The organism is Microbacterium sp. KRD172 (assembly GCF_017168295.1).
Taxonomy (GTDB): Bacteria; Actinomycetota; Actinomycetes; order Actinomycetales; family Microbacteriaceae; genus Microbacterium; species Microbacterium profundi.
On the sequence record NZ_JABFAS010000002.1, the window covers coordinates 452,578 to 479,577 of the forward strand.

Here is a 27,000-nt window from a genome sequence, read left to right on the forward strand (position 1 = left end):
ATGGGCGGATTCATATCCGAGCCCATACGGTGTTGACTACACTCATAACTGAGGTCAGTCATGCACTATTCCAGGAGGATCACAATGCCAGTGGCTCCACAGCCGCTCGGGCGGCGCGAGCGGAACAAGCAGGCCAAACTCGAGCGCATCACTGCTGCCGCCGGTGCATTGTTCGCGAAGCACGGTGTCGATGAGGTCACCACGCAGCAGATCGCTGAAGCGGCCGACATCGGCACCGGCACGCTGTTCTTGTATGCGAAGACCAAGGGTGAGCTATTGCTGCTGGTGCAGAACGCCCACTACACCGACGCTCTGGAACGCGGGCGCGCTGCGGCGGCCGACGCGTCGAACGCCTTGGACGGCGTCATGGCCTTGGTCTCCGCGATCGTCGACTGCAACCGCACGCAAGTGGAGAATGGCCGCACCTACCTGCGCGAGATGGTCTTCGGTGATCCTGCCGAGCCTCGTCACGCCGAAGCGCTCATGATCGTGGCGCAGACCGAGCAGGTGTACTCCGACATCCTGATCGACCGAGCGAAGGTGGCGACCGCGGAGGCGCCGTCGTTGGCGCGGGTGATCTCGGCCATCATGTTCCTCGAGATAGGGTCGAGCCTGAACGTCGACGCACGCACTGCAGAGATCCTGGCGAGCATCCGCACGCAGGTCGCAGCCATCTTGCCCGGGGAGCACTCATGACCGACTCCGACGCCGTATCCTCGACCGAACGAACACGCACGCTCAACTACCGGGTACCGGGGCGTGACAAGCGCGACCTCTTCTCGCGCACCGGTCTCGAGCAGCTGCGCGCGGTCGCATCGGGCGAGGTCCCGCCGCCTCCGATCAGCAGTCACATCGGGCTCGACTTCGTCACGATCGATGACGGAGACGTCGTGATGACGGCGGTGCCGGACGAATCGCACTACAACCCGATCGGCTCGGTGCACGGCGGGTTCTTCGCCACCGTGCTCGATTCGGTGTGCGGATGCGCCGTCCATTCGACGCTGCCCGCCGGCGTCGGCTACACGAGCCTCGAGATCAAGGTGTCGTTCCTCCGCCCGATCACGGCAGACACCGGACAGGTGACCGCGCACGGATGGGTGACCCGCCGCGGGCGCAGCGCCTCTTTCGCCGAGGCGGACATCCGCGACAGCGAAGGTCGTGTTCTTGCGACAGCATCCAGCACCTGCCTGATCATCCAGCCGGGTCCGCCGCCGAGCCCGGCCGCGTAAGCCGATTCAGTCCCCGATTCACGAGGTGATGACGGTCTTGCCGTTCACGCCGCGCTTGGCGATCGATTCGAGGGCATCCGGGGTCTCGTCGAACGAGAATGTATTGCCGACGACGGGCCGCAGGGTGCCGTCATCGATGAGGTCGGCGATCTCGCGGAGCTGGTCGCCGCTGGCGCTCATGAAGAGGAACTCGTATGTCACGCCGAGCTTCTTCGCCTGGCGGCGGACCTTGCCGCTCAGCGCCGTGATCGCCAGTCGGAGCAACGGATTCAGGCCGATCCGCTTCGCGAATGCGGGGTCGGGCGGGCCCGAGATGCCGATCGCCTTGCCGCCGGGGCGCAGGATGCGAAGCGACTTCTCGAGGTTCTCGCCGCCGACGCTGTGTGCGGATGCCGGTCACTAGTCTGTGCGGGGTCGAGACGATGCCGATCCTCGTGACCGCAGCATCCCGACTCGCGGAGATGATGCCGGATGCCGAGTACCTGCAGGTGCCGGAGTCGGTGGGGCACCGTATGGATCCTGAGGCGACCGCCCGGATCGTGGTGGCACGGGTGGCGGGCTGAAGCGTTCCGGCTTTTTGTGGAGGGACTGACGGGAATCGAACCCGCGCTATCTGCTTGGGAAGCAGAAGTTCTGCCATTGAACTACAGTCCCGAACCTGCTCATCAAGAACAGGTGAAGGCAAGCCTACCTGCACTCCCGCCCATGGCCAAAGCTCGGCAATCGCTTCGGCATCATCTGACCGCTGATGCGCCATTAGGCTGTACCCGTGCTTCTCAGCGACCGCGACATCAGAGCAGAACTCGCCTCCGGCCGGATCGGCCTCGCTCCGCACGAGCCGGAGATGATCCAGCCGTCAAGCATCGACGTGCGTCTCGACAGGTACTTCCGCCTGTTCGACAACCACAAGTACCCGTTCATCGATCCGTCGGAGGATCAGCCCGACCTCACCCACCTGATCGAGGTGAAACCGGACGAGCCGTTCATCCTGCACCCCGGCGAGTTCGCGCTCGGCGCGACGTTCGAGCAGGTCACTCTGTCGGACGACATCGCCGCGAGACTCGAGGGCAAGAGCTCACTCGGACGCCTCGGCCTGATCACGCACTCCACCGCAGGCTTCATCGACCCCGGCTTCACCGGTCACGTCACGCTCGAACTCGCGAACGTCGCGACTCTGCCGATCAAGCTCTGGCCCGGGATGAAGATCGGGCAGCTGTGCTTCTTCCGCCTGACCTCTCCCGCCGAGAACCCCTACGGCTCCGGCCCGTACGGAAACCGGTACCAGGGACAGCGCGGGCCGACGGCATCCCGCTCGTTCCAGAACTTCCACCGCACCGACGTGGGCAACACCACCCTGGGGTCGGTCGGCGGCTGACTCTTGCAGATCGCCGCCCTGCCGGGTGCGGATCGCCGTGTCACACGTAGTATCGAGAGCGTGAGCGGCGAAAACACGGAAGAACCGCAAGATCCCGGCGAGGATGCCACCACCGACGCGCCCGTATCGGGCGGTGAAGCGGCGGCATCCGTTCCGCCACCCGCCGCGCCGGGCGTGGAGCCCTTCGCGGTTCCGGCTCCGGAGACGATCGCGATTCCCGACGCCGAGACGGCCATCGAAGGCTTCGAGGTGCCGCCGCCACCCAAGTTCGGCGCAGCGCCGCCGGCTCCCAGCGCGGCGCCGGTCATCCCGCCGGCACCGTCAGAGAATGCGGATGCCGCGGCCGAGCCTGCACTGCGCAAGCGGAACACCTGGGCGCCCAACGACACGTGGACCTCGGCATCCGCCCACAAGCAAGAGGTCGTGCCTCCGACCGCTGCGCAGAAAGCCGAATCTCGAGCCGCAGCCTCGCGTGCCGCCACGGCCCGCGATGAGGCGAGCCGCAACTACGTCAGTCCGGCCGCCGGAGGCACGGAAGGGACCAGCTACCGCGGCTGGACCGTCGCGATCTTCGCAGGGCTCGCGGTGCTGTTCATCGGCGCCATCGTCCTGATCGGGATCCTCGTCGGCAATGCGCCGTCGGCATCGGCGTCTCACGAGGGGGCGACTGCCGAGCTGTCGATCGCCTCGATCCTCCCGCCGTCCGCCTGAGACCGAGTCGAGCTCGCGCCCAGCGCGATGAAAGAACAGGAACGGGGGTTGTGAATGCTCACAACCCCCGTTCCTGTTCCTCGTTGACGCGTAGCGCTCACTGCGCGTCGCGACCGCGGGTGAATCCCGCGTCGAAGCCGCGCTCGTAGGAGCCCTGCACGAAGCGTGCGAAGTGCGTGCGACCGCGGCCGTGGCCCCGGTGTTCGTAGCACTCGTGTCCGTTGCGGGCGTGCGGGCCGCCACGGTGGCCGTGGTCGGCATCGTGCGCGAACCGGCGGTCGCCGTGCTCGCAGTGTCCGCGTCCGTCGTAGTCAGGGGCGCCATGGCCCTCGTGGTCGAAGGACTGCGGGCCGAATCCGGGCTTGCCGAATCCGCGGGATCCGAAGCCGTGCGGGCCGAACCCGCGACCGCGTCCTCGGCCGAATCCGCGAGGGTCGGAGCCTCGACGTCCGCGTCCGCGGGGGAGCGGCGTCTCCTCGTTCCAGCCGAATGCGCGGGCGACTTGCTCGAGCGTGGCCATTGTGGTGGCGAGGTCTTCAGCGGGAACCGCGTCGGTGACCTTCGCGCGGATGCCGTCGACGATGCCGCCGAGGCGTTCCTTGGCCGTGCGGCCTTCGTCGGTCAGGGTCCACGTGCCGTCGGCATCCGTCACCCAGCCCAGCTCGATCAGCCGCGTCAGCTTGTGTGCGGGAATCGGACGATCGCTCTTCGGGCGGTCGGCCGGAACCGTGCCGTCGATGACGTTCAGGAGGCGCCATTCGCGGCGCGTGAGCCCAAAGGACTCGAAGGCGGAGGCGAACTCGGCCGCCATGAGGCGATCGACGGCCTTGAGCCAGAATCCGAACGGGCGGGAGTTCTCATCAGGGTTGATGGTGTTCATGGGAAAGTCCTTTGCGTGTAACTGTGCATGTATATGTAGTGTGACATGCAATACGGATACATGTCAAGTCGCATGTAAAATCGAACGCGTGAGCACAGACAATCCAGACCCGGCCGAGATCATCGCGCAGGCCCTCGGGCGTCTGCGCGGACGACGACCCCACGGCCCAGGACGCGGCGGTCCGCATGGGATGCGCGGAGATTTCCCGGGGGATCATCACGCGCATGGCCATGGGCATGGCGACCACCCGCCGCTCGGCCGTCGTGGAATCGTCCCTCCGCCCTGGGCCGGCGGACCCGGGGGACGTCTGGGCGGACCCGCGTGGATGCGGATGCTGGAGGCTCTGGCCGCGGCATCCGAACCGCTCAGTGTGAGCGCGCTCGGCGAGGCCGTGGGCGTCGACCAGCCGCGCGCCTCACGCCTCGTGCAGCAGGGGGTTCAGCGCGGGCTCGTGCAGCGAGAGGCCGACCCCGACGACGCACGTCGCACCCGCATCGCCCTCACGGAGACCGGCCAGAAGATCGCCCGCGGCATGCGTGGCGAGCGACGTGAGGTGCTGTCGAAGGCGCTCGAGTCGTTTACTGATGAAGAGGCCAGCGAGCTCGCCCGTCTGCTGTCGAAGCTCGCCGATAACTGGGGGAACTGACGCGGCATCCCGGCCCGCGCCCTACTCGATGACCGCCTGCTTGGCCTTCACGGGGAGCATTAGCACCAGGCCGACGAGCAGCACGATCACGATGCCGAGGATGCCGAGGCGCGTGTCGCCGCTGAGGCCGACGAACAGGGCGAACAGGGTGGGAGCCAAGAACGACACGGCGCGTCCCGTCGTCGCGTAGAGGCCGAAGATCTCGCCCTCACGGCCTTCCGGCGTGATGCGTGCGAGCATCGAGCGGCTCGCGGACTGCACGGGACCGACGAACATGCACAGGATGAGGCCGGCGATCCAGAAGCCGATCTGCGCATCGCCGATGAACAGCACAGCGGTGCCGGCGACCACGAGCCCGATGAGGGACGTCATGATCACTCGCTTCGGGCCGAAGGCGTCATCGAGACGTCCGGCGAGGATCGTGCTGATGCCGGCGACCACGTTGGCGGCCACGGCGAAGTAGAGCACCTGCGAGCTGGAGAAGCCGAACACCTGCGCGGCGATGATCGCACCGAAGGTGAATACGCCGGCCAGTCCGTCGCGGAAGACTGCGCTGGCCACCAGGAACATCAGCACCTGACGGTTGCCGTGCCAGAGCTTCTTTATCGTGCCGGCGAGCACGACGTAGGAGCGGAAGAATCCGACGCGGTTCTGCGATTCGCGCGCGGGAATCTCCGGAACGCGCAGCAGTACGGGGATCGCGAAGACCGCGAACCAGACGGCAGAGGCGAGCACCGCGAGCCGAATGTGCAGACCGCCATCCGTCGTGATCCCGAGCGGGCCGGGACTGGAGACCAGGCCGATGAATCCGACGAGCAGGATGACCAGCAGCACGATGCCGCCGACATATCCCATTCCCCAGCCGAAGCCCGAAACGCGCCCCATGTTCTCCTTCGTGGAGACCTGCACGAGCATGGCGTTGTAGTTGACTCCCGCGAACTCGAAGAAGATGTTGCCGACCGCGAGCAGCGTCGCGCCCAGGATGAGGTACTCGGGAGCGCCGACGACGAAGACCATCGCGGCCATGGCGAGCACGACGATGCCGGTGTTGATGGCGAGCCAGAGCTTGCGCCGCCCAGTGCCGTCGGAGCGCTGACCGAGCACCGGGGCGAGCACCGCGATGAGGACACCGGCGATCGCGAGGGCCCAGCCGACCAGGCTGGCGTTGCCCGCGAGGGCCGCGACGAGTGCGGGGTCTTTCGCGTCGCCGGCTGCGGCAGCCACGATCTCGGGGTCGACGAACAGCTGACTCGCGAGGAACGTGCTGAAGACGAACGTTGTGACGACCGCGTTGAATGCTGCGGATCCCCAGTCCCACAGCGCCCAGGCGAGAACGCCTCGGCTGCGGGAGGGTCGCTCGGAGCCGTCGATCTTCGGTGCGGAAGCGCTCATGCTCGAAGTCTGACGGGATCCGGTGAACGAGAGGTAGCGCCGCGCCGCAGGCCGCGTGTGGACAGCCACCTATCGGTCATGAAAATCAGATAATCTGATTTTATGAAGACGGTGACTGCAACAGAGGCAAGCAGGTCCTTTGCTGCGCTTCTCGATGGCGCGGAGCGCGGCGAACGGGTGGTGATCACGCGAGCTGGTCGACGTATCGCCGAGCTTGTTCCCGCCTCGACCGGCAACGGTCGGCCGTTGATCGACATGCTGCTGTCCACGCCCGTCGACATCGAGTTCGCCAGGGACGTCGCCGCTGCGCGTGAGGCCGTGACGTTGGATCCGCCCGCATGGCCCGCAGACTGATCCTCGATACCGGTGTGCTCGTTGCCGCGGAGCGGGAGCGGATCGCCGCCGGCATCCGCGAAGATGACGACGTCGTGATCGCGGCCGTGACCCTCGCCGAGCTTTACACAGGCGTGGACCTCGCGAGCGACGCCCGCAGAGCTTCGCGGCTTCTGAACGTCAACCGCGTGCTTGAGACGGTACCGATCGTCGCCTACGACGACGATGTGGCGTTTGCGCACGGTTCATTGCTCGCCCACGTTCACAGGACCGGTCGACCGCGAAGCGCCCACGATCTGATCATCGCGGCGACCGCTGTGGCGACGGGACGGCTCCTGCTCACGACTGATCGCGCCGCGCGATTCGGGGAGTTGCCCGGCGTGCAGGTCGAAGTGCTCGGCTGACGCTCACGCGTACGACGACGCCATCAACTCCGCGAACAGCTCGTCGGCATCGCACTCCACACGACGGACGAATGGTCGGATGCCGCGGACGGGCAGTCGGGTGCGGCATCCGCTCGCCTGTCAGCATGGAGACCATGACAACGACCGCATCCATACCCGTGAACGTCTCCGCCCCCGTCGAGCGGATCCGTTACGGCGCTCTCGTCGTCATGATGCTTCTGAGCTTCCTGCTCGTCACGGCAGAGTTCCTGCCCAATGGCATGCTCACCGAGATGGCCGACGCGCTCGGCGTCACGCCGGGTCGGGCAGGGCAAACCGTCACGGTCACGGCGGCCTGGTCGGAAACCTCACGATCGGACTGATCATCGACCGCTCGTTCCGACTGTTCGCCGTGCTCGCGCCCGCCGTGATCGCGGTGGCGGTCGCCGCGACCATCCTGCTCTCCGGCTCGGTCCTCGGTGTCGGGATCGCCGTGTTCGTGTGGGGTTTCTTCTTCGCATCGTGGGGGCGCTGCTGTTCGGGCTTTCGAACCGCGTACGCGGGTGAGCTGGGGTTGCGTCAGGCGGGTACGTGGGTGCGCTGTGACCGCCATGCCGACGGCGTCACGCCGACGTGACGGCGGAACGCACGGCTGAATCCCTCGTCCGAGGCGTAGCCGAGCTCCCTCGCCGTGTCTGACACCCGCCGTGTCTGACACCGATCTCGCTTCGGCGAGCATCGACTTCGCGGCATCCATCCGCACGTCGGTGACGTAGCCCGCCGGAGACCGGGGCTATTCCGCGGCGCGCGCAGACGGCAGGCGCGGAATCGCAGCAACGAGCGTGCGCGCGTAATCGGTCTGCGGGTCGTGCAGCACGTCGCCGGTCGCGCCGGCCTCCACCACGCGGCCGTTCTGCAGCACGACGGTCCGTTCGCAGAGTGCCGCGACAGCGCTGAGGTCGTGCGAGACCATGACGAGCGCGAGCCCGCTCTCGCGGCGGAGTGTCTGCAGCAGCTCGATCACCTGAATGCGGGTGGTGACGTCGAGCGCGCTCACCGGTTCGTCGGCGAGCAGCACCCGCGGCTTCGACACGACGGCGCGCGCGATCGCGATGCGCTGGCGCTGTCCACCGGAGAACTCGTGCGGATATCGCCGCAGCACATCGGCGTCGAGGCCGACGGCGGCGACAGCATCCGTCACCAGGCGACGCGCCTCGTCACCGCTCGCTATGCCGAGCGATCGCAGCGGCTCGGCGACGATCCGGTCGATGCGCTGACGCGGGTCGAGCGACGAATAGGGGTCCTGGAACACGGTCTGCACATCCGCGCGGAAGCGACGCATGAGCCCACGATCGCGACGGTCGAGCGGCACGCCGTCGAAGAGCACGTCGCCGGTACGGGGCGTCGCGAGCCCGAGCAGCAGCGAGAGGATGGTCGACTTGCCGGCGCCGGACTCGCCCACGAGTCCGACGGCTTCGCCCGCCGAGACGTCGAGCGAGACGTCGTCGACCACGGTGCGGTGGCCGTACGCGAAGCCGGCTCCGCGCAGCTCCAGAATGCTCATCGACCCACCTCCCCATCGGTAGGCGGCGAGGCTGGCGGCGAGGCCGGAGGCGAGGCTGGCGGCGAGGCCGGAGGCGAGGCTGGCGGCGAGACCGGCGCGTCGAGGGCGGAATCCAGCGCCCGCGCGCTCGCGACCAATGCCGCCGTATACGGATCGTGCGGTGCGCCGACGATCTGCTCGACCGTCCCCTGCTCGACCGCTCGCCCGCCGCGCATCACGACGACCCGGTCGGTCATGCGGCTGACGACCGCCAGGTCGTGACTGATGAACATGAGCGCCATGTCGCCTTCCGCGATGAGCCGATCGAGCAGGGCGAGGATCTCGTCCTGCACCGTCACGTCGAGTGCCGTGGTCGGCTCGTCAGCGATCAGCAGCCTCGGGCGGGCGGCGAGGGCGATCGCCGTGGCGACGCGCTGACGCTGTCCGCCGGAGAGCTCGTGCGGGAACGCCCTCGCGAACCGCGGGTCGGGCAACGACACGTCTTCGAGCGCGGCGCGCACGGCATCCTGGAGCGCGACTCCGCGCAGGCCGAGGTGGCGGCGCATCGGTTCGGCGATCTGCCGTCCGACGCGCATGAGCGGATCGAGCGCCGTCAGCGGCTCCTGGAACAGGATGCCGGCCACCGGGCCGCGCAGCGGACGAAGCGCTCTGTCCGGAGCACTGACGACCTGCGTGCCGTCGAGCAGCACCGACCCCGACGAGGTGAGTGCGTCAGCAAGGAGCCCGGTGACCGCGAGGGACGTCACGGACTTTCCCGATCCGGACTCTCCGATCACGCCGACACGCTCTCCCGGAGCGATCGTGAAAGACACGTCGTCGACCAGACGCTGCCGGCCGGCAGAGACGGTCAGGCCGGAGACGTCGAGGAGATTCATCGTCGCCTCCTGCGGGTCGGGTCGATGAAGTCGCGGAGGCCGTCGGCGATGAAGTTCACGCCCAGCACGAGCGTGACCAGAGCAACGCCGGGAGCGATCGCCCCGACCGGCGCAGTGAGCACCGTGCCCTGCGCCTCCTGCAGCAGCCGGCCCCATGACGCGTTGGGCGGTGGCGCGCCGAGGCCGAGATACGACAGGCTCGCCTCGGCCAGCACTGCCGCGCCGAACTGCAGGGCGAGGTTCACGCCGAGTGTCGGGGCGATGTTCGGCAGCACGTGCAGCAGCACGATGCCGGGCCAGCGCGTACCGCTCGTGCGCGCAGCGGTGATGAACTGCTCCTGCAGCACACGACGGGCGAGGATGCGGGTGAGCCTGGCGACGACTGCAGACATCGCGAGGCCGATCGCGAGGATCGCCGACCACAGGGACGCGCCCTGCACGGCGACGACGAGCATCGCGAGCAGCAGCACGGGGAAGGCGATCACGACGTCGAGCGTGGCGGAGAGCGAATCGTCCACCCACGGCCTGGCGAACGCGGCGATGAGACCGATGAGCACACCCAGCACGGCGGCGAGGACGACCGAGCCTATGCCGACGAGAAGGGCGATCCGTGCGCCGATCATGAGCTGCGTGAACAGGTCGCGTCCGAGCTTGTCGGTGCCGAGCAGGTGTGCGGCGCTCGGCCCCTCGAGCCGTCCGCCGCTGATGTCGGAGGGCGGGTAGGGCAGCCACACCAGCGAGACGATCGCGAGCAGCACGACGAGCCCGGTCAGCGAGAGCCCGAGCACGAGTGTCGCTCGGCGTCCGCCGCGGCGGTGGGGCGCAGCATCCTCCAACTCCTGTTCGATCACGGCGCTCATCGATTGCCGGCCACACTGCCGCGCAGGCGCGGATCGATCAGGCGCTGGGCGATGTCGGCGATGAACCCGACGAGCAGCACGAACAGGGTACTCACCACGAGCACGCCCTGGATGTTGGCGAAGTCGTGCTGCTCGATACCGGTCAGCAGCATGCTGCCGAGGCCGGGCAGCGAGAAGACGCTCTCGACGACGACGGCGCCCAGCAGGGTCGTCGAGAGCTCGATGCCGAGGATCGCGACGACCGGCACCGCACCGTTGCGCAGACCATGTCGCAGCAGCGCTTCGCCGAGGCCGGAGCCGCCGGCGCGTGCGGTGCGCAGGTAGTCACTGCCGAGCACGTCGAGTGTGGCCGCGCGCACGTAGCGGGCGAGCGAGGCGCTCATGACGATCGCGATCGTGATCACGGGAAGGATGAGGGCGCGCAGCGCCTCTGCCGGATCCTCCCAGTCATCGCGCGGGAACCCGCCGGAGGGGAGGAAGCCGAGACCGAGCGCGAATATCCACACCAGGATGATGCCCACCCAGAACACCGGCACCGCGATGCCGAGCTGCGAGAAGCCGGAGAGCACCGAACCGTACCAGCGGTCGGACTTCACGGCGGCGGTGATGCCGACGACGAGCGAGATGACGAGCGCGAGCGCGAAGGCGAGGAGGGTGAGCGGCAGGGTGATCTGTAGGCGGGAGGCGATCTCCGGTGCGACGGGGAGTGTACTGATGTACGAGTCGCCGAGGTCGAAGCGCAGCATCTGGCCGGCCCACGTGAAGAACTGCTGCGCGAGCGGCTGGTCGGAGCCGACCTGAGCCTGCGCCGCTGCGATCTGCTCCGGCGTGGCATCCACCGACAGCAGTGCGTTCGCCGGATCGCCGGGCAGCAGTCGCAGCAGCACGAAGATCACGATCATCGCGACGACGAGCGACACGACGAGGAACGCGAGGCGCCGGAGGAGATAGGGGAGCATGAGAGCGATCAGTCGGTGTGCGGGTCGCCGTCCGCGACCCGCACACGCTGAGATGGGATCAGGACTTGACGATGTCGTAGGCGAAGAACTGCGAGTTCAGGCCATTGACAGGGTATCCGGTGACGTCCGCTGAGGCGACGACGATCTGCGGGTATAGGTAGAGCCAGACGCTCGCGGCGTCCTCGGCGATCTGCTCGTTCACCTTCTTCAGCAGCTCGGTCTGCTCCTCGGGTGTCGCCGCCTGCTCGGCTTCGGCGACCCACTGCTGCACGTCGGCGTTGTCGTAGCCCCAGTAGAAGTCGGGGTTGCCGTACCAGACGACGTCGCGGTCGTTCACGTGCTCCTGCAGCGTCGCCTCGAAGTCGCGCTCCTTGAAGACCTTCGTGTACCACTCGTCGGCGCTGATGGTGTTGATGTTCACCGTGATGCCGACTTCTGCGAGCTGCGACTGCAGGAACTCCGCGACGGCGGGGTGCGGGTCGTAGCTCGGGGTGTCGAGCGTGAACTCGAAGCCGTTCGGGAACCCCGCCTCGGCGAGCTGCTGCTTCGCGAGGTCGACGTCGTACGGGTTGACGTCGGTGAGGTCCTCGTACCAGGGGTCGGTCGGCGGAACCATCGAGCCGATCAAGGTGCCGTAGTCGGCCCAGATCGAGTTCAGGAGCTTCTTCGTGTCGATCGCCGAGTAGATCGCCTTGCGCACGAGCGGGTCGTCGAAGGGGGCGACGCGGTCGTTGAAGGCGAGCAGTTCCTTGGTCGTCGAGGTGCCCTCGCTGATCGTGTAGTCATCGTTGTCGAACTGCGCCAGCGCGTCAGGGCTCTGGATGCTGGTGATCAGGTCGATCTCGCCGGTGAGGAGCGCGTTGCTCTGCGCAGTCGCGTCGGTGTAATAGTCGAAGACGACCTCGCCGTTCTTCGCGGGCTCGCCCCAGTAGTCGTCCCAGCGGGTGAGGGTCAGGGTGCTGCCCTGCTTCCACTCGTCGAGCGTGTACGGTCCGGTGCCGTCTTCGGTCGTGGTGAGGTCGGTCGCCTCGCCGTTGACGATCCAGATGTAGGCGAGGTTGTACAGGAACGAGATCGACGGCTCGGAGAGCGTGAAGACCACAGTCGCGTCGTCCGGCGTCTCGACAGCGGAGATGACAGCGAACGAGGATGCGCGGGCGGATTGCGAGTCCTCGGCGGTGACGGCCTCGACGCTGGCCTTCACGTCTGCCGAGGTGAGTGCCTTCCCGGAGTGGAACGTGACATCGTCACGAAGCGTGATCGTGTAGGTGAGCCCGTCTTCGCTCTTCACGGCATCCGTCGCGAGCAGCGGTTCGACCTCGCCGTCGTCGGCGAGCCGGTACAGACCCTCGTACACGTTGCCGTTGAAGGCCTCCGTGACGCCCTGCCCACCACCCTGCGTGTTGCTGAGGTTCTGCGGTTCGTAGAGCGAGCCGATGTGGATGCTGGCATCTGCGCTGTCCTCGGCTGTCGGGGCGCTCGACGAGCAGCCGGCGAGGACGAGTGCCGAGACGGCGATGGCCGCGGCGAGCGCGAGTGGTCTTCTCAAGAGGTTCTCCTGGTGTTCGGGATGCTGTGTGCGTCGTGTGTGCGTCGTGTGTGCGGGTCAGAGCGCGGCGTAGATGTCGAAGTCGCCCGTGAAGACGACGTTCTTCTCTCCGGCGCGGATCGGCTCCGTGAACCGGTTCTGGGCCGGCGGCATCGGGCAGTTGTACTGCGCGGAGAAGCCGCACGGCGGCACGAATGCACGGTTGAAGTCGAGCACGACGGTGCCCTCGCTGCCGAACTCGGCGGTCTCGCGCGGCACGAAGAGGAAGCGTCCGGCCCCGTAGGTCTCCGTGCCGTTCGTGGCGTCGCCGAACACGAGCAGCAGCGAGCCTGCGTCGTCGAACGCGGCCAGACGGTGCTCGACTCCGTTGCGAGTGAAGGTGATGTCGCCGGGGACGACGAGCTCGCGTGAGCCGCCGTTGTCGCGGATGTGCTCGAAGGGCACGGTGCGGTCGGTGTCCACTGGGGTGAACTGCGCCTCGATCACCCAGTCCGGGTCGTACTCGTAGGTGTCGATGCGGTCGAACGCCTGGATCGCGGGCGACTCGGCGTCCCAGACGCGCAGGCCGTACTCCGGCTCACCCGTGGTGAGGTCCTTGCGCTCGAGGGCGGTCACGGTGACGGAGGCCGAGGCGCGCTCGGTCGCCAGGTCGGGACGCTCGGATCCGGTCCAGCGCGTCTCGACGAGGGCGAGATTCCCCGTCCGAGCCGTCACGGCGTCGCGGCGCTCGGACTGCCAGCGGACGTGGTCTTCGTGCGTGGTCACAGGTGTGGACATGGCTCTTCGATGCTAGGAGAAACGGTGGTGACGCGCGGACCGCGACGTCACAGCGGGCAACAGAGGTATTGCGTCGCAGTCGCCGCGCCTCCTATTCAAACGCATGAGCACTCGCGGCTATTCCGGCGGGGCGATCAGCGCACGGGACGTCGAACATCAACCTTTCGGATGAGAGGGCAGCACGTGGCTTCGCCGCCGACCTGCGTAGGCTTGTGAAGTCCCGAACAGCAAGGAGCACGATGTTTCGCACGCCTGCCCGCCTCTATCGAGTCCTCGCCATCGCCGAGGCGATCACCTGGACCCTTCTGATCGGCGCATTGATCGCGCGAGCCGTCGGGGCGCCGCCGATCGTGGTCACGATCGCGGGAGGCATCCACGGATTCGTCTTCCTCTCCTATGGTGCGACGGCGATCCTCGTGGCCTTCAACCAGCGCTGGTCGATCGGGCTCGGCGTCCTCGCCGTGGCGAGTGCGATCGTTCCCTATGCGACCATCCCGATGGAGATCTGGCTGCACCGCGCCGGGCGGCTCAAGGGCGACTGGCGCCTCGAGGAGAGCGAGCACCCGCAGGACCGCACCTGGTACGACCGCACGATGCGCTGGTTCCTGCGCCGGGCGTGGGTTCTCGTGGCGCTCATCGCCGTCGCCGTGGTCGCGCTCTACGTGATCCTGCTGACGATCGGCCCTCCCGGCGGCAAATGACGCAAGTGCGAATGCCCGGAAGTCGAGCTGACCCGCGCGTCAGCGGAGAAGGGTACGGAGCGCTTCGCAGACATCAGTGAGGCTGCGTTCCAAGCGATTGAGGATCTCGTCGCGTTCGTTGTCGCTGTTCTGCCAGTTCCGCAGCTCGGCCATGAACACACCTTGGCAAGCTCCGGCGACGGCCATCGGGACAGCGCTGTTCGGGTCAAGCTCCTCCGCTGCGGCGACGTGTTCAGCGATGGCGCTCTTCCATCGCTCCCAGTGCGCGAAGGCCTCGGCTCGCAGCGAAGGATACGAATCCAGCAATTGAAATCTCTCCAACCAGACCTCACTCGAGTAGAGCGCAGAACGCGTCGAAGTGATGACCGCGGAGCGGATCGCCGACAACGGATCATCCGGCGCAGCCTGGGCAAGAGCCTCCAGCAGCCATTCGATCGTCGCGTCGAACGGCCCCCAGATCACCCCTGACTTTGAACCGAAGTATCGGAAGAAAGTGGTCCGGCCGATATTGGCCGCGGACGCGATCGCGTCCACGCTGACCGCCTCGTACCCATCTCCCAGCATCATCGCGATGGCGACCTGTTCCACCGAGCTTCGGGACGCAGCCAGTGGACGACCGCGGCCGTTTCCACTCCCGGATGTCATCCCCCCACTGTAAGCGCCGGCACCCCGGAATGTCCCTGTCACGGGATTAGTAGGACTGAGGCCCACTATGCTTGAGGGTGCCGACAGGAGACCCCACCGGGGCTTCTACCGACTCGGTATCGCACACAGTGGTGCCGACAGACGCACGAAGGAGATCCCGACATGGGAAAGCTAGACGGCAAGGTTGCCATCATCACCGGCGCGGCACAGGGCATGGGTGAGGCCCACGTTCGACGCTTCGTCACCGAAGGTGCGAAAGTCGCCCTCACCGACCTCAACGAGGAGCGCGGACAGCAGATCGCGAACGAGCTCGGCGACCAGGTGCTTTTCGTGAAGCACGACGTCACGTCACTGGCCGATTGGAAGCGCGTCGTCAGCGAGGTCGAGGAGCATTTCGGCGCCCCCGTGACCGTGCTCGTCAACAATGCCGGCATCATCGGTCCGGTCGTACCCACCGTGGACTTCGACGAAGACGACTACCTCAAGGTCGTCGCCGTCAACCAGCACTCGCAGTTCTACGGTATGAAAACCGTGATCCCCTCGATGCAGAAGGCCGGAGGCGGGACGGTCGTCAACATCTCCTCCACGGCTGGCATGGTCTCCATCGTCGGGGCTCCGAACCTCGCCTACGTGGGTAGCAAGTTCGCGTCCCGTGGCATGACCAAGCACGTCGCCATACAGTATGGCCCCGACAACATCCGAGTGAACTCCGTGCACCCCGGTTACATCAAGACCCCCATGATGGCGGCCGCCACCGACGAGGACGGTGGCGGGATCGCTGACGTCGTCCCCATCCGCCGCATGGCCGAGCCCGACGAGGTCTCCAAGCTCGTCCTCTTCCTCGCCTCCGAGGACTCGTCCTACATCAGCGGCATGGAGCACGTCATCGATGGAGGACTCACCGCCTCCTGAGCCATCCACGCGGAGAGGGGTGCGTCGCCGGCCGGCATCTTGGGCGCCGGCCGGTTCGGCGCTCCTCTTTATCGGCCTCGATGTAGACGGAGTCCGACAGTACATCGCCTTCAGCGGATGCACCGTTCTATGTGCCGCCGGTGCCGCTGCGAGATGCGCACCGTCGCTCGGACTCGATCCGTTCGAACTGATCGAAGGGCTGCATGAGCTGCTCGCTACGGGGTATGCGATCGCCGCCGCCGATTACCCAGGGCTCGGGGTCGACGGCGCATCCTCGTACCTGCTCGGCATCCCCGCGTCGAACAGCATGCTCGATGTCGCCCGCGCCGCAAGGGCGCTGACCGGCACCGGAGCGCGTGAGCGACTGCTGCTGTGGGATCATTCGCAGGGCGGGCAGGCCGCGCTTTTCGCCGCAGAGCGGGCGTCTTCACACGCACCGGAGCTGAAGTTGGAGGGTGTGGCCGTTGCCGCGCCTGCCGCGAACCTCAGTGCCCTGATGTCTGCCGACATCGTCAACCTCTCCGGCACCACGATCGCCTCGTTCGCGATCCCCGCGTACGCGGCGGCGTTGGCGGAGGTCGACACGGGCATCGGCCGAACACGACCTGTTGAAAGTTGAGCGGACTCATGTCAACTTTGTTTTGACAGCGATCGGGTGTCGTTGTACAGTTGAGCCATCGCGACTCAGGTTTCACTGATCGCCGCAGATTTACCAACCAATCAACGTCAGCAACAGAAGGAGAATCACATGGCACGTGCTGTTGGAATCGACCTCGGTACGACGAACTCCGTCGTCAGCGTCCTCGAAGGTGGCGAGCCGAAGGTCATCGCCAACGCCGAGGGCTTCCGCACCACTCCCTCGGTGGTCGCATACACGAAGGACGGCGAGGTGCTCGTCGGTGAGACCGCGAAGCGCCAGGCCGTCACGAACGTCGACCGCACGGTCGCCTCCGTCAAGCGCCACATGGGCACCGACTGGAGCTTCGACATCGACGGCAAGAAGTGGACGCCGCAGGAGATCTCCGCGCGCATCCTCATGAAGCTGAAGCGCGACGCCGAGTCCTACCTCGGTGACACCGTGACGGATGCCGTCATCACCGTCCCCGCGTACTTCAACGACGCCGAGCGTCAGGCCACGAAGGAAGCCGGCGAGATCGCGGGCCTCAACGTGCTGCGCATCATCAACGAGCCGACCGCCGCCGCTCTGGCCTACGGCCTCGACCGCGGCAAGGAGGACGAGCTCATCCTCGTCTTCGACCTCGGTGGCGGAACGTTCGACGTCTCGCTGCTTGAGGTGGGCAAGGACGACGACTTCTCCACGATCCAGGTGCGCTCGACCTCGGGTGACAACCGCCTCGGCGGTGACGACTGGGACCAGCGCCTCGTCGACCACCTCATCAAGCAGTTCAAGGAGACCACCGGCGTCGACGTCTCGGGTGACAAGATCGCCCTGCAGCGTCTGAAGGAGGCTGCGGAGCAGGCGAAGAAGGAGCTTTCCTCTTCGACCAGCACCTCGATCAACCTGCCGTACCTGTCGCTGACCGAGTCGGGCCCCGTGTCTCTCTCCGAGACGATCACGCGCGCGAAGTTCGAGGACCTCACCAAGGACCTGCTCGACCGCACGAAGAAGCCCTTCGAGGACGTCATCCGCGAGGCGAACGTCAAGGTCGCCGACATCGACCACGTCGTGCTCGTCGGTGGATCGACCCGCATGCCCGCCGTCGCGGAACTCGTCAAGCGCGAGACCGGTAAGGAAGCGAACAAGGGCGTCAACCCTGACGAGGTCGTCGCCGTGGGCGCAGCCCTGCAGGCCGGTGTCCTCAAGGGCGAGCGCAAGGACGTCCTGCTCATCGACGTCACGCCGCTGAGCCTCGGCATCGAGACCAAGGGCGGCCGCATGACCAAGCTCATCGAGCGCAACACGGCCATCCCGACCAAGCGCAGCGAGACCTTCACCACGGCAGACGACAACCAGCCGTCCGTCGCGATCCAGGTCTTCCAGGGCGAGCGCGAGTTCACCCGCGACAACAAGCCGCTCGGCACGTTCGAGCTCACCGGCATCGCACCGGCGCCCCGTGGCATCCCGCAGGTCGAGGTCACGTTCGACATCGACGCGAACGGCATCGTGCACGTGTCCGCCAAGGACAAGGGCACCGGCAAGGAGCAGTCGATGACCATCACCGGCGGCTCGTCGCTGTCGAAGGACGACATCGAGCGCATGGTGCGCGAGGCCGAGGAGAACGCCGCTGAGGACAAGAAGCGTGCAGACGCTCTCGAGCAGCGCAACCAGGCCGAGACTCTGTCGTACTCGATCGAGAAGCTCATCAAGGAGAACGAGGACAAGCTCCCCGCCGACGTCAAGGACTCCGTCCAGGCTGACGTCGATGCTCTGAAGACGGCTCTCGCAGGCGAGGACGACGACGCCGTGAAGGTGGCGTTCGACAAGCTGAACGAGTCGCAGGGCAAGCTCGGCGAAGCGATCTACGCGCAGTCGCAGGCGGATGCCGCATCCGAAGCCGGCGCCGCCGACGGCGAGACCCCGGCCGATGACACCTCGGACGACGAGGATGTCATCGACGCCGAGGTCGTCGACGACGAGGATCCTTCGACAGGCTCAGGAACCGAGAAGTAACCATGACGGACAAGAACTTCAACGAGAACGGTGAAGTTCCTGAGGACGAGGGGTCGGATGCTGCGGCATCCGGCCCATCGCCGCAGGAAGGCGCAGCGCCGCAGGAGAACCCGGATTCCGCTGAGGCTGCTGCCGCCGAAGGATCCGACGACGACCTGACGATCGACGACCTCACGGTCGATGACATCCTCGGTGCCGAGCAGACCGGCGAGGCCGCGGCGGAAGACGCCGTGCTCGCCGATCTAGAGAGCACGCTGCTCAACGACCTCAAGCGTCTGCAGGCGGAGTACGCCAACTACCGTCGGCGCACCGAAGATCAGCGTCAGCTCGAGATCGACCGTGCGAAGGGCGAAGCGGCCAAGGGCCTGATCCCCGTGCTCGACGATCTCGACCGCGCGACCCAGCACGGCGATCTCGTCGAGGGGACGCCGTTCTTCGTGATCGGCGAGAAGATCCGCACGATGGTCGAGCGCCTCGGTGTCGTCGCCTACGGCGAGAAGGGCGAGGAATTCGACCCGCAGCACCACGAGGCGATCTTCCAGCAGCCGACCCCAGGAGCAGAATCCTCGACGATCCTCGAGGTCGTCGAGGTGGGCTATCGCCTCGGCGATGTCGAGCTGCGCCCGGCGAAGGTCGTCGTCGCGGTGCCCGCTGACCCTTCGACGGGCTCAGGGACCGATTAAGCACGCATGGCTAGCCAGGACTGGTTCGACAAGGACTTCTACAAGACGCTCGGCGTCGAGAAGAACGTCAGTGATGCGGATCTGAAGAAGACGTACCGCAAACTCGCGCGCAAGTACCACCCCGACTCCAATCAGGGTGATGCGAAGGCCGAGGCGATGTTCAAGGAGATCAGCGAGGCGTACTCGGTGCTCTCCGACCCCGAGCAGCGCAAGGAGTATGACGAGATCCGGGCCATGGGCTCGGGTGCGCGGTTCACTGCGAGCGGCGGCGGTGCTGGCGGCTTCGAAGACGTGTTCAGCCGGTTCGGTCAGGGCGGGAGGGGCCAGAGCAACGCCGACTTCGAGGACATCTTCGCGATGTTCAACCAGAGTCAGGGCGGGAACTTCGGCTCCGGCCGCTTCGGTCAGACAAGCGGCGGATACCGCGGCTTCGGTGGGCCGCAGAAGGGCGCCGATGTCACGGCGCGCACCACGCTCGATTTCGTCACCGCCGTGCAGGGCGAGACCATCACTCTGCAGGGCGAAGACGGCAAGCCGTTCAAGGTGAAGATCCCCGCCGGCGTCGCAGACGGGCAGAAGATCCGTCTGCGCGGTCGCGGGCGTCCTTCACCCGATGGCGGCGAGAGCGGTGACATCGTCGTGCAGATCAAGGTGCGTCCGCATCCGGTCTTCACGCGCGATGGTCTGAATCTGCGCCTCACGGTGCCGGTGACCTTCACCGAGGCGACGCTCGGTGCGACGATCGAGGTTCCGACGCTGGCGGGCGACATCGTGAAGCTGCGTGTGGCACCGGGCACACCGTCGGGACGCGTCCTGCGTGTCAAGGGCCGGGGAGTCGCATCGTCGAAGGGCACCGGTGATCTCCTGGCCGAACTGCAGGTCGCGGTGCCGACGCACCTGGACGACGCCGCGCGCGAAGCGCTGCAGAAGTTCCACGACCTGGAGCCGAAGGAGAACCCGCGTGCGGAGTTGATGGCGAAGGCGCAAGCCTGATCCCCGCGGGTCGTTGAGCGAGCCGAAGGCGCAGGCTGATCCCCGCGGGTCGTTGAGCGAGCCGAAGGCGCAGGCTGATCCCCGCGGGTCGTTGAGCGAGCCGAAGGCGAGACGAAACGCATTGAGCGAGCGCAGCGAGTCGAAATGCAATGAACGGTACGAAGGAAGGTGATCGCGATGGTCGAGGATGAGGACGCCCCGATCTTCGCGATCGCCGTCGCCGCAGAGCTCGCGGGCATGCACCCGCAGACTCTGCGTCAGTACGACCGGATCGGACTCGTCGTCCCCGGTCGCACACGCGGCGGATCCCGCCGCTACTCCGCGCGCAACATCGCTCAGCTGCGCGAGGTCGCCCGCCTGTCCGCCGACGGCATGAGCCTGCCCGCGATCGCCCGCCTGCTCGATCTCGAGGACGAGGTGCGGATGCTGCGCCGCAGAGTCGTCGATCTCGAAGGGGCCTTGCGTGCCGAACGCGAGAACCGCCCAGGCGTGCGTGTCTTCGCCGCCGGCGCGAGCGGCGTCGTGCCCGTGCCGAGCGGTCGGCGCATCCGCCGCTCCACCGACATCGTGCTGTGGCGGCCGGGCGGACGCGGCGAGGACTGACGCCTCGCCGCTTGAACTCAGTGAACCGGGCAACGCCCGGGCGCCGCGTCCATGGCAAGGACTCGTGCGCCTGAGGTCGGCTTGGTCGGAAGGCGTCGAAGGTTCACGCCGAGCCCCGTCCCCAGGATCGTGATGCGAGGGTCGCTCAGCGCCGCGACCGCAGCCGCGAGCCCGGCGATCGCGAGCTTCTCTCCTGGGCAACGGTGGCCGGACGGCACCTCGCCACCGCCCTGCGGCACGAATGCCTTGAGCGCCTCATAGTCGCCGACGCCGACGAAGCGTTCGGGATCGAACTCGTCCGCGCGTTCCCACGATCGCTCATCGGTATTGGTGCCGAGAATATCGAGAACGATCCGGCCCCCGGAGGCCACACGTTCACCGTCGAGCTCGATGTCGGCGATCGCGAGGCCGGGCAGCATCGGCACGAACGGAGCCGTCCGGCGGATCTCCTGCGCGAAGGCCGTCGCGAGAGGCCCGCTCACCAGTTCCCCACGTGCGGCGGCCTCGGCAGCGATGCGCTCACGCCATTCGGGTCGGTCGTGCAGTTCCTTCGCCGCGAATGCCGCGAAACGCGCGACGGCGACCATCGGTCGGATGCTGTTCTGCAATTCGATTCCTGCGGTGCGTGCAGGCAGCAGCTCACCGCTCTGGTCGCGGTGGCCGGCCCATTCATACAGCGCCGTGCCTTCTGCTGCCGTCAGCGCACCAGAGCGCACCGCCTCGATCAATCGTTGCGCATGCCGGTCGGACCATCGCCGGTTGATCCACGCGAGCAGGTACTCGGGGGAGTACGGCACTCCGAACCCGTCCACGATCTGAGCGAGGCGGCCAGCCCACCGCGTCTTCGCCGCCGCCGTCCCCGGTAGCCCGGCCCATCGCATGATCGCGCGTCCGAGCGCACCCACTGCCGCGTCGTATGCGCTCCGGGTGCCGCCGCCCGTCCACGCAACCAGTTCTTGCTGCCACTCGCGCTCGAGGTGCGGCAGCAATCGTGCGACCTGCGCGTCGTCATAGGCGACGTCGACGAACGTCGACTTGCGGTGATGGTGCGCGTCGCCGTCGAGACTGTGGACGGAACCGTGACCGAACAGCGTCTCCTGAACGATCGCCGGCATCGCACCATGGCGCTTCACCTGGTGCTGGTCGTAGAAGGCGTCGACGCCTTCGGCTCCGCGCACGAAGAGTGTGTCGTCGCCGAGCAGGCGCATCGGCGCTGATCTGGCGCCGCCGCGCACCCGCTTCCAGATGTTCGCGCCGAAGCCGTAGCCGCGGGTGAGGAGCGAGGGGGCGTCATCATGAAGCACATCGATGGCTGCTGATCGTGTCTCGTCGGACTGCATGGAAGCCAGGTTGCCAGACCGGAGTGCCGCAGATCCAGGGGGCGCGCGAGAGGAGTGACTGTGCTAGCGAGCGCGATCGGTGTGTATCCTGTCAACAGTCAACAGGAGGTCATCGTGACGCAGGCAGTGAAGCGTGGTGAGTCCCTTGGTGCCCAGGTCGCAGGTGTGCTGCGACAGCGCATCGTTCGTGGAGAGCTAGCTCCGGGCGAGCGCATCACCGAAGAAGCGCTGGCCGAGGAGTTCGCCGTCAGTCGCGGTCCGATCCGCGATGCGCTGATGCAACTCAGCTTCGAGAAGCTGGTCGAGGTGCAGCGCCCACGCGGGGTGTACATCGTCGGCCTCACCCGGGACGATGTCGATCAGCTCTACAGTCTGCGCGGCGCCCTTGAGCAGTTGGCGCTGTCGCGCGCGATGAGGGTCGAGGACCCGGCTCGATGGACGGCGATGGCGGCGGCCGTCGGCCGCATGGGCGAAGCCGCGGATTCCGGAGATCACGCCGCCTTCGTCGCGGCAGACCTCGAGTTCCACTCGCAGATCTATGCCCTGGCCGACCATCCTCGGCTGGCGGGCGCCTGGAGTCAGTATCTGCCGACCTTCGCGGCACTGCTCGAAGTGACGATCAACCACGACGACGACCTGCACGAGTCCTCTGGTGACCACGTCAAGCTCATGGACGTCATGCGCACCGGCTCGCCTGAGCAGGCGGCGGCGGTGTTGACCGAGCACCTCGACGGCGCGCGCGATCGGATGCTGAGCGAACTCTCTCAGCGGCGCTCCTGAATCAGCGCTCGGACGTGCGAGGTTCGGCGCTCCGTGTTGATTGTTAACAGTCAACAATGCTACGCTCGGCTCGTCGGTAAGGTCCCCACCTGCACTCAAAGAGGAGCAAAGATGCCCATCAAGCGAATGAACCGCGTGCTCGCAACCGCCGCGGTCTTCACCACAGCAGCACTGGTCATGTCCGGATGCACGAAGGTCGAAGAGGGCGGCGACGCCGCGTCCTCCTTCCCCGAGAAGGACATCCGGCTGATCATCCAAGCCAATCCAGGAGGTGGCTCCGACCTGTCGTCGCGAGCCCTCGCCACCGAACTCGAGAAGATCCTCGACGTCAGCGTCATCCCCGAGAACATGCCAGGCGCCGCCGGCGCGCTCGCCATGGAGTACGTCGCCGAACAGGACCCAGACGGCTATGTGATCGGCTTCGGCCCCGTAGAGATCGCGATGCTGAATACGACGCAGGACGCGAATGTCTTGCCCGAGAACTTCGACATGCTCGGCCAGATCATGCTCGCCCCCGGCGTCATCACCGTGTCGGCGAGCAGCGACATCCAGACGCTCGAGGATCTCGTAGCCCAGTCCAAGACCGCACCGGTCACCGTCGCCAACTCGGGTGCAGGATCGATCTGGGAAGCGGCGAGCATCGCCCTCGGCACCGAGACCGGCGGCGAAGTGACGCCGGTTCCCTACGACGGTGGTGCGCCCGCCGTTGCCGCAGCGGCGTCCGGTGAGACCGTCGCCGCAGTCTCAGGCCTCGGTGAGGCTCTTTCGCAGGGCTCCGCTGTGCGCATCCTCGCCGTCATGAACGACGAGCGTCACCCGGACGCACCGGACGTGCCCACTGTGGAAGAGGCCATCGGTAGCGAGATCGTCTTCGGCGGCTGGGGCGGAATCTACGCTCCCGCCGGTCTCCCTGACGACGTTCACGACACACTTGAGGCCGCCATCAAGGAGGCCGTCGAGTCGGATGCGTACACGAAGTTCCAGGAGGACGCCGGAAACCTCGTCGTCTACCGCGACTCGGCTGAGTTCACCGAGTTCGTCGGTGAGCAGTTCACGCTGTTCCAGGATCTGCTGGGCTGATCACGTGACGGAGGTCGGAGTCAGTTCCGACCTCCGCACAGCCGGAGGAAGCACATGTCTTCATCAGAAGTCGCAGACAGCGACGAGTACCAGAGCGCGACGCCATCCCGTGCGCTCGAGATCGCATTCGCCGTGGTGGCGCTCGCCGTGACCGCCGGCTATCTGATGTTGACGACGCAGATCTCGCTTCGGCGAGAGGCGGCACCAGGGCAGATCGATGCGCGCTTCTGGCCGATGGTGCTCGCCGTCACCGGAATCGTCGTGGCGATCGTGCTCCTCGTCATCGCGATCACTCGCCCGCCGTCAGGGCGTGAGGACATCGAGCGCATTCAGCCAGGAGGCGTCATGCGGGTCGCGGCGACCCTCGTGATCTCCATCGCGTTCATCGCTCTGTGGTCGCTCGGCAGCGTCATCCTGTTCGGCTACCGCATCGAGGTGTTCCCGATCGCAGCCGCCCTGCTCATGGCCGGCCTCATGCTCGTGTACGGGCACCGGCGCTGGCTGAGTCTCATCATCTACACCGCATCGCTCACGGCGTTCATCTACGTCGTGTTCGGGATGCTGCTGAGGATCCCGCTATGACCCCGCTGCTGGAGGGGCTGAACTCGCTCCTCGACATCTCGATCCTGCTGTACATGCTCGTCGGCCTGCTGCTCGGCTTCATGGTGGGTGCGTTCCCCGGCATCACAGCCACCATGGCTGTCGCCCTCGCGGCCGGCTTCACCATGACGCTTGAGCCGGTGCAGGGCCTTGCGGTGCTGCTCACGATCTACGTCGCCGCGAACTTCGGTGACCGGGTGCCATCGATCCTCATCAACACGCCAGGCACTCCGGCATCCATCGCCACCACGCTCGACGGCTATCCGATGGCCAAACAGGGCAGGGCCGGCCTCGCCCTCACGATGTCGGCCCTCGTGTCAGCGGTCGGCATCCTCGCCTCGCTCGTGCTGTTCGCGCTGGCGGCCGTGCCGATCGCCAGCTTCGCCCGCGACTATTTCAAGTCGCCCGAGCTGTTCGCGCTCGTCGTGTTCGGCATCGCGATCATGATCGGCATCTCGTCGAAGTCGATGCTCAAGGGCATCCTCGCCGGCCTCTTCGGTCTCATGCTCGGCACCGTCGGCACATATGCCGCCACGGCTGACAAGCGCTTCACCTTCGGGTCCCTCGATCTCGTCGAGGGTGTGAACTTCATCGCCGTGATCATCGGGCTTTTCGGCATCGCCGAGCTGTTCGATCAACTGCTCACGCATCGCAAGAGCCATGTGCGTCCCATCTCCAGCCTCGGTCGCTGGTGGCCGAACAAGGCCGAGTTCGCGCAGAGCGGCCGGGCGACGGCAGTGGGCGGCGCGGTGGGACTCGGCGTCGGGCTCATCCCCGCCGCGGGTGGCGACATCGCCGGGCTCATCGGCTGGGAGCGCGCCCGCAAGGCCTCCAAGAAACCGGAGATGTTCGGGAAGGGTTCGATCGAAGGAGTTGCGGCATCCGACACAGCATCCAGCGCGACGCTCGGCGGATCGCTCACCACGACTATGGCGCTGGGCATTCCCGGCGACTCGGTTATGGCGGTCATGATCGGTTCGATGATCATCTGGGGCATCACGCCGGGGCCGACTCTGTTCACCGACCGGCCAGACCTCGTCGTCTCGATCGTCGGCATCATGCTCGTCGCCACGCTGCTGTCGCTGGGTCTGAGTCTGGTGCGCATGAAGGGCATGGTGAAACTGCTCGACGTGCCGCAGCCGTACCTGTGGAGCGGCATCCTGATCTTCTGCATCATCGGCACCTACGCCACGTCGAACAGCCTGTCGACCGTCATCACGATGCTCGTGTTCGGCGTGGTCGGTGTCCTGCTCAAGCGGATGCAGGTGCCAGCGGGCCCCGTCGTACTGGGCCTTCTCCTCGGTCCGCTCGCCGAGGAGAACCTCGCGCGAACTCTCGCCATCCTGCCGACCAGGCCGTTCTTCGAGGTCGTCAGCCCGATCGCGATCGTGCTGCTCGTGCTCGCGGTGCTCTCGATCGTCATGCCGGCGATCCGCGCCGCCCGCAAGCCGCGCACTCAACGTGCGTCGTTCGCAGAGTCGGTGCTCGACACCGCGAGCATCACGCAGCTCTCGAAAGCGCATGACGAGCTCGCCGCCGACCCCGACCTGCTCACCTCGACCGTGCGCAACCCCCAGGCGCCCAGGACGCGTCGTTTCCGCAAGAACTCCAAGGAGAACAAGAAGTGACCCGCTATGACATCCTCACCGCGATCCCGACCGCGTTCCACCGCGACGGGAGCCTCGATCTCGATGGGTCGCGCGCGATCTTCCGTTACGTGGGGGAGTCGGGCAACGAGGGTGCGTTCGTGCTCGGCACGACGGGGGAGTTCCCCGCTGTCGACGTGACCGAGTTCACGGCTCTCGTCGAGGCCGCTCTCGCCGAACTCGCGGATCGGATGCGGGTCGTGGTGCACGTCGGTCAGCCCAGCGCGTTCGAAGCTGTGCGGCTGACCAGGATCGCGCGCGAGCTCGGCGCGACCGAGTTCGCGGCGCTCACCCCGTACTACCTGCGTTCGACGGACGACGCGGTCTTCGACTACTTCCAGGGCGTGTCGGATGCCGTCGGCGACGGGCGCCTGTACGTGTACATCTATCCTGCGCGCAGTGGAAACCCCGTCTCGCCCGAGCTGCTGGTGCGGCTGTCGGCGCTGCCGAACGTCGTCGGCGCGAAGATCAGTGAGCTCTCACTTGATGACATCGCCGCGTACCGTGCGGTCGTTCCCGAGGACTTCGAGTTGTACACCGGCGCGGACCGCGACCTGATCGCCGCCGTCGAGGTGGGCGCTCAGGGTGTCGTCTCAGGGGTCTCGTCGGTCACGCCGAAGCCGTTCCGCGCGCTGGCGGATGCCGGACGCTCGAACGACCCGGCCGCGATCGCTGCGGCGCAGGCGGATGTCGACGAGGTCGTCTCACTCATCGGCGGCGACATGGCGCGAATGAAAGAGGGATACCGTGTGCTCGGCGTGACCGATGCGTACTGCCGCATGGCCATCGCCGAGCCGACGGACGCCGAGCGCGCCGATGTCGCGCAGGTTGTGGCGCGGCACCGCTGAGCCG

The 27,000-nt window shown here is 66.7% G+C and carries 34 protein-coding genes and 1 tRNA gene; 22 read left to right on the forward strand and 13 right to left on the reverse strand.

Annotation, left to right across the window (positions count from 1 at the left end):
- Positions 1-84 precede the first annotated feature (84 nt).
- Together J1M43_RS02410 and J1M43_RS02415 are read left to right on the forward strand one after the other, a co-directional pair.
- A complete protein-coding gene (locus J1M43_RS02410) occupies positions 85-696 on the forward strand; it encodes a TetR/AcrR family transcriptional regulator (protein WP_206475616.1) in 612 nt (203 codons plus the stop codon).
- Positions 693-1,229 (forward strand): PaaI family thioesterase, encoded by a 537-nt coding sequence (locus J1M43_RS02415; protein ID WP_234001549.1) that lies wholly within the window; start codon positions 693-695, stop codon positions 1,227-1,229. Before J1M43_RS02410 ends, J1M43_RS02415 begins: the two co-directional genes overlap by 4 nt.
- A gap of 18 nt (positions 1,230-1,247) precedes the next feature.
- Here J1M43_RS02415 and J1M43_RS02420 read toward each other — a convergent pair whose 3' ends face one another.
- Positions 1,248-1,574 (reverse strand): zinc-binding dehydrogenase, encoded by a 327-nt coding sequence (locus J1M43_RS02420; protein WP_206477295.1) that lies wholly within the window; start codon positions 1,572-1,574, stop codon positions 1,248-1,250.
- A 44-nt stretch (positions 1,575-1,618) separates the two neighbouring features.
- Between J1M43_RS02420 and J1M43_RS02425 the strand changes: the two genes are divergently transcribed.
- Positions 1,619-1,792, forward strand: a complete 174-nt coding sequence (locus tag J1M43_RS02425) for a hypothetical protein (protein WP_160175048.1) — start codon at positions 1,619-1,621, stop codon at positions 1,790-1,792.
- A 17-nt stretch (positions 1,793-1,809) separates the two neighbouring features.
- On the opposite strand, the gene J1M43_RS02430 is transcribed toward J1M43_RS02425, so the two are convergent.
- A tRNA-Gly gene (locus J1M43_RS02430) sits at positions 1,810-1,883 on the reverse strand.
- Positions 1,884-1,998: 115 nt separating this feature from the next.
- Between J1M43_RS02430 and dcd the strand changes: the two genes are divergently transcribed.
- Positions 1,999-2,604, forward strand: a complete 606-nt coding sequence (gene dcd / locus J1M43_RS02435; protein WP_033105743.1) for a dCTP deaminase — start codon at positions 1,999-2,001, stop codon at positions 2,602-2,604.
- Positions 2,605-2,664: 60 nt separating this feature from the next.
- Positions 2,665-3,315: a hypothetical protein gene (locus tag J1M43_RS02440; protein WP_033105744.1), complete on the forward strand. Its 651-nt coding sequence runs from the start codon at positions 2,665-2,667 to the stop codon at positions 3,313-3,315.
- Positions 3,316-3,412: 97 nt separating this feature from the next.
- Here the strand turns inward: J1M43_RS02440 and J1M43_RS02445 are convergent, their stop codons facing one another.
- Positions 3,413-4,195 carry a MarR family winged helix-turn-helix transcriptional regulator gene (locus J1M43_RS02445; protein WP_033105745.1) on the reverse strand — a complete coding sequence of 261 codons (783 nt, stop codon included), beginning with the start codon at positions 4,193-4,195 and terminating at the stop codon, positions 3,413-3,415.
- Positions 4,196-4,283: 88 nt separating this feature from the next.
- Here J1M43_RS02445 and J1M43_RS02450 point away from each other — a divergent pair, with 88 nt between their 5' ends.
- On the forward strand, positions 4,284-4,841 hold the full coding sequence (locus J1M43_RS02450) for a MarR family winged helix-turn-helix transcriptional regulator (RefSeq protein WP_235272344.1): 558 nt from the start codon (positions 4,284-4,286) through the stop codon (positions 4,839-4,841).
- A 21-nt stretch (positions 4,842-4,862) separates the two neighbouring features.
- Here the strand turns inward: J1M43_RS02450 and J1M43_RS02455 are convergent, their stop codons facing one another.
- The gene (locus J1M43_RS02455; RefSeq protein ID WP_206475617.1) at positions 4,863-6,233 is read right to left on the reverse strand and encodes an MFS transporter; all 1,371 of its coding nucleotides are present in this window, start codon (positions 6,231-6,233) and stop codon (positions 4,863-4,865) included.
- Positions 6,234-6,335: 102 nt separating this feature from the next.
- Between J1M43_RS02455 and J1M43_RS02460 the strand changes: the two genes are divergently transcribed.
- The 4 genes from J1M43_RS02460 (at position 6,336) to J1M43_RS02475 (ending at position 7,586) form a co-directional block, all read left to right on the forward strand.
- Positions 6,336-6,587 (forward strand): type II toxin-antitoxin system Phd/YefM family antitoxin, encoded by a 252-nt coding sequence (locus tag J1M43_RS02460; protein WP_033105747.1) that lies wholly within the window; start codon positions 6,336-6,338, stop codon positions 6,585-6,587.
- Positions 6,572-6,970: a PIN domain-containing protein gene (locus tag J1M43_RS02465; protein ID WP_033105748.1), complete on the forward strand. Its 399-nt coding sequence runs from the start codon at positions 6,572-6,574 to the stop codon at positions 6,968-6,970. The genes J1M43_RS02460 and J1M43_RS02465 overlap by 16 nt, the downstream gene beginning before the upstream one ends.
- A gap of 125 nt (positions 6,971-7,095) precedes the next feature.
- On the forward strand, positions 7,096-7,332 hold the full coding sequence (locus J1M43_RS02470) for an MFS transporter (RefSeq protein WP_206475618.1): 237 nt from the start codon (positions 7,096-7,098) through the stop codon (positions 7,330-7,332).
- Positions 7,333-7,361: 29 nt separating this feature from the next.
- On the forward strand, positions 7,362-7,586 hold the full coding sequence (locus tag J1M43_RS02475) for a hypothetical protein (RefSeq protein ID WP_033105750.1): 225 nt from the start codon (positions 7,362-7,364) through the stop codon (positions 7,584-7,586).
- Here the strand turns inward: J1M43_RS02475 and J1M43_RS02480 are convergent.
- Genes J1M43_RS02480 through J1M43_RS02510 form a run of 7 tightly spaced genes read right to left on the reverse strand, consistent with a single transcriptional unit; the run spans position 7,529 to position 13,533 of the window.
- Positions 7,529-7,702 (reverse strand): AraC family transcriptional regulator, encoded by a 174-nt coding sequence (locus J1M43_RS02480; protein ID WP_234001555.1) that lies wholly within the window; start codon positions 7,700-7,702, stop codon positions 7,529-7,531. The two genes, J1M43_RS02475 and J1M43_RS02480, sit on opposite strands and share 58 nt — an antisense overlap.
- A 40-nt stretch (positions 7,703-7,742) precedes the next feature.
- The gene (locus J1M43_RS02485) at positions 7,743-8,513 is read right to left on the reverse strand and encodes an ABC transporter ATP-binding protein (RefSeq protein ID WP_206475619.1); all 771 of its coding nucleotides are present in this window, start codon (positions 8,511-8,513) and stop codon (positions 7,743-7,745) included.
- A complete protein-coding gene (locus J1M43_RS02490; RefSeq protein WP_206475620.1) occupies positions 8,510-9,388 on the reverse strand; it encodes an ABC transporter ATP-binding protein in 879 nt (292 codons plus the stop codon). The genes J1M43_RS02485 and J1M43_RS02490 overlap by 4 nt, the downstream gene beginning before the upstream one ends.
- On the reverse strand, positions 9,385-10,248 hold the full coding sequence (locus J1M43_RS02495; protein ID WP_206475621.1) for an ABC transporter permease: 864 nt from the start codon (positions 10,246-10,248) through the stop codon (positions 9,385-9,387). Before J1M43_RS02495 ends, J1M43_RS02490 begins: the two co-directional genes overlap by 4 nt.
- Positions 10,245-11,207, reverse strand: coding sequence for an ABC transporter permease (locus J1M43_RS02500; RefSeq protein ID WP_206475622.1), 963 nt, complete (start codon positions 11,205-11,207; stop codon positions 10,245-10,247). The genes J1M43_RS02495 and J1M43_RS02500 overlap by 4 nt, the downstream gene beginning before the upstream one ends.
- A 58-nt stretch (positions 11,208-11,265) precedes the next feature.
- Positions 11,266-12,756 carry an ABC transporter substrate-binding protein gene (locus tag J1M43_RS02505; protein WP_206475623.1) on the reverse strand — a complete coding sequence of 497 codons (1,491 nt, stop codon included), beginning with the start codon at positions 12,754-12,756 and terminating at the stop codon, positions 11,266-11,268.
- Positions 12,757-12,813: 57 nt separating this feature from the next.
- Positions 12,814-13,533: a DUF1684 domain-containing protein gene (locus J1M43_RS02510; protein WP_206475624.1), complete on the reverse strand. Its 720-nt coding sequence runs from the start codon at positions 13,531-13,533 to the stop codon at positions 12,814-12,816.
- A 239-nt stretch (positions 13,534-13,772) separates the two neighbouring features.
- Here J1M43_RS02510 and J1M43_RS02515 point away from each other — a divergent pair, with 239 nt between their 5' ends.
- A complete protein-coding gene (locus J1M43_RS02515) occupies positions 13,773-14,234 on the forward strand; it encodes a DUF3817 domain-containing protein (RefSeq protein WP_206475625.1) in 462 nt (153 codons plus the stop codon).
- A 39-nt stretch (positions 14,235-14,273) separates the two neighbouring features.
- Here J1M43_RS02515 and J1M43_RS02520 read toward each other — a convergent pair whose 3' ends face one another.
- Complete coding sequence (locus J1M43_RS02520) at positions 14,274-14,879, reverse strand: TetR family transcriptional regulator (protein WP_206475626.1); 606 nt, start codon at positions 14,877-14,879, stop codon at positions 14,274-14,276.
- 162 nt (positions 14,880-15,041) lie between these two features.
- Here J1M43_RS02520 and J1M43_RS02525 point away from each other — a divergent pair, with 162 nt between their 5' ends.
- The 6 genes from J1M43_RS02525 to J1M43_RS02550 all read left to right on the forward strand — a co-directional run bounded on the left by J1M43_RS02525 (position 15,042) and on the right by J1M43_RS02550 (position 20,702).
- Complete coding sequence (locus J1M43_RS02525) at positions 15,042-15,791, forward strand: SDR family NAD(P)-dependent oxidoreductase (RefSeq protein WP_206475627.1); 750 nt, start codon at positions 15,042-15,044, stop codon at positions 15,789-15,791.
- A gap of 19 nt (positions 15,792-15,810) precedes the next feature.
- A complete protein-coding gene (locus tag J1M43_RS02530) occupies positions 15,811-16,410 on the forward strand; it encodes a lipase family protein (RefSeq protein ID WP_234001560.1) in 600 nt (199 codons plus the stop codon).
- Between the two features lie 129 nt (positions 16,411-16,539).
- The gene (gene dnaK, locus J1M43_RS02535; RefSeq protein ID WP_206475629.1) at positions 16,540-18,423 is read left to right on the forward strand and encodes a molecular chaperone DnaK; all 1,884 of its coding nucleotides are present in this window, start codon (positions 16,540-16,542) and stop codon (positions 18,421-18,423) included.
- A gap of 2 nt (positions 18,424-18,425) precedes the next feature.
- A complete protein-coding gene (locus tag J1M43_RS02540) occupies positions 18,426-19,106 on the forward strand; it encodes a nucleotide exchange factor GrpE (RefSeq protein WP_206475630.1) in 681 nt (226 codons plus the stop codon).
- A 6-nt stretch (positions 19,107-19,112) separates the two neighbouring features.
- A complete protein-coding gene (locus tag J1M43_RS02545; protein ID WP_206475631.1) occupies positions 19,113-20,099 on the forward strand; it encodes a DnaJ C-terminal domain-containing protein in 987 nt (328 codons plus the stop codon).
- 177 nt (positions 20,100-20,276) lie between these two features.
- Entirely contained in the window at positions 20,277-20,702 is a 426-nt protein-coding gene (locus J1M43_RS02550) for a heat shock protein transcriptional repressor HspR (protein ID WP_033106492.1), read from the forward strand.
- 17 nt (positions 20,703-20,719) lie between these two features.
- Here the strand turns inward: J1M43_RS02550 and J1M43_RS02555 are convergent, their stop codons facing one another.
- A complete protein-coding gene (locus J1M43_RS02555; protein WP_206475632.1) occupies positions 20,720-22,042 on the reverse strand; it encodes a cytochrome P450 in 1,323 nt (440 codons plus the stop codon).
- 114 nt (positions 22,043-22,156) lie between these two features.
- Between J1M43_RS02555 and J1M43_RS02560 the strand changes: the two genes are divergently transcribed.
- The 5 genes from J1M43_RS02560 (at position 22,157) to J1M43_RS02580 (ending at position 26,996) form a co-directional block, all read left to right on the forward strand.
- Positions 22,157-22,822 (forward strand): GntR family transcriptional regulator, encoded by a 666-nt coding sequence (locus tag J1M43_RS02560; protein ID WP_033106493.1) that lies wholly within the window; start codon positions 22,157-22,159, stop codon positions 22,820-22,822.
- Between the two features lie 111 nt (positions 22,823-22,933).
- Positions 22,934-23,902, forward strand: coding sequence for a tripartite tricarboxylate transporter substrate binding protein (locus tag J1M43_RS02565; protein WP_033105761.1), 969 nt, complete (start codon positions 22,934-22,936; stop codon positions 23,900-23,902).
- A gap of 54 nt (positions 23,903-23,956) precedes the next feature.
- Positions 23,957-24,484, forward strand: coding sequence for a tripartite tricarboxylate transporter TctB family protein (locus tag J1M43_RS02570; protein WP_033105762.1), 528 nt, complete (start codon positions 23,957-23,959; stop codon positions 24,482-24,484).
- Positions 24,481-26,130 carry a tripartite tricarboxylate transporter permease gene (locus J1M43_RS02575; protein ID WP_206475633.1) on the forward strand — a complete coding sequence of 550 codons (1,650 nt, stop codon included), beginning with the start codon at positions 24,481-24,483 and terminating at the stop codon, positions 26,128-26,130. Before J1M43_RS02570 ends, J1M43_RS02575 begins: the two co-directional genes overlap by 4 nt.
- Positions 26,127-26,996 (forward strand): dihydrodipicolinate synthase family protein, encoded by an 870-nt coding sequence (locus J1M43_RS02580; RefSeq protein ID WP_206475634.1) that lies wholly within the window; start codon positions 26,127-26,129, stop codon positions 26,994-26,996. Before J1M43_RS02575 ends, J1M43_RS02580 begins: the two co-directional genes overlap by 4 nt.
- Positions 26,997-27,000: the final 4 nt, after the last annotated feature.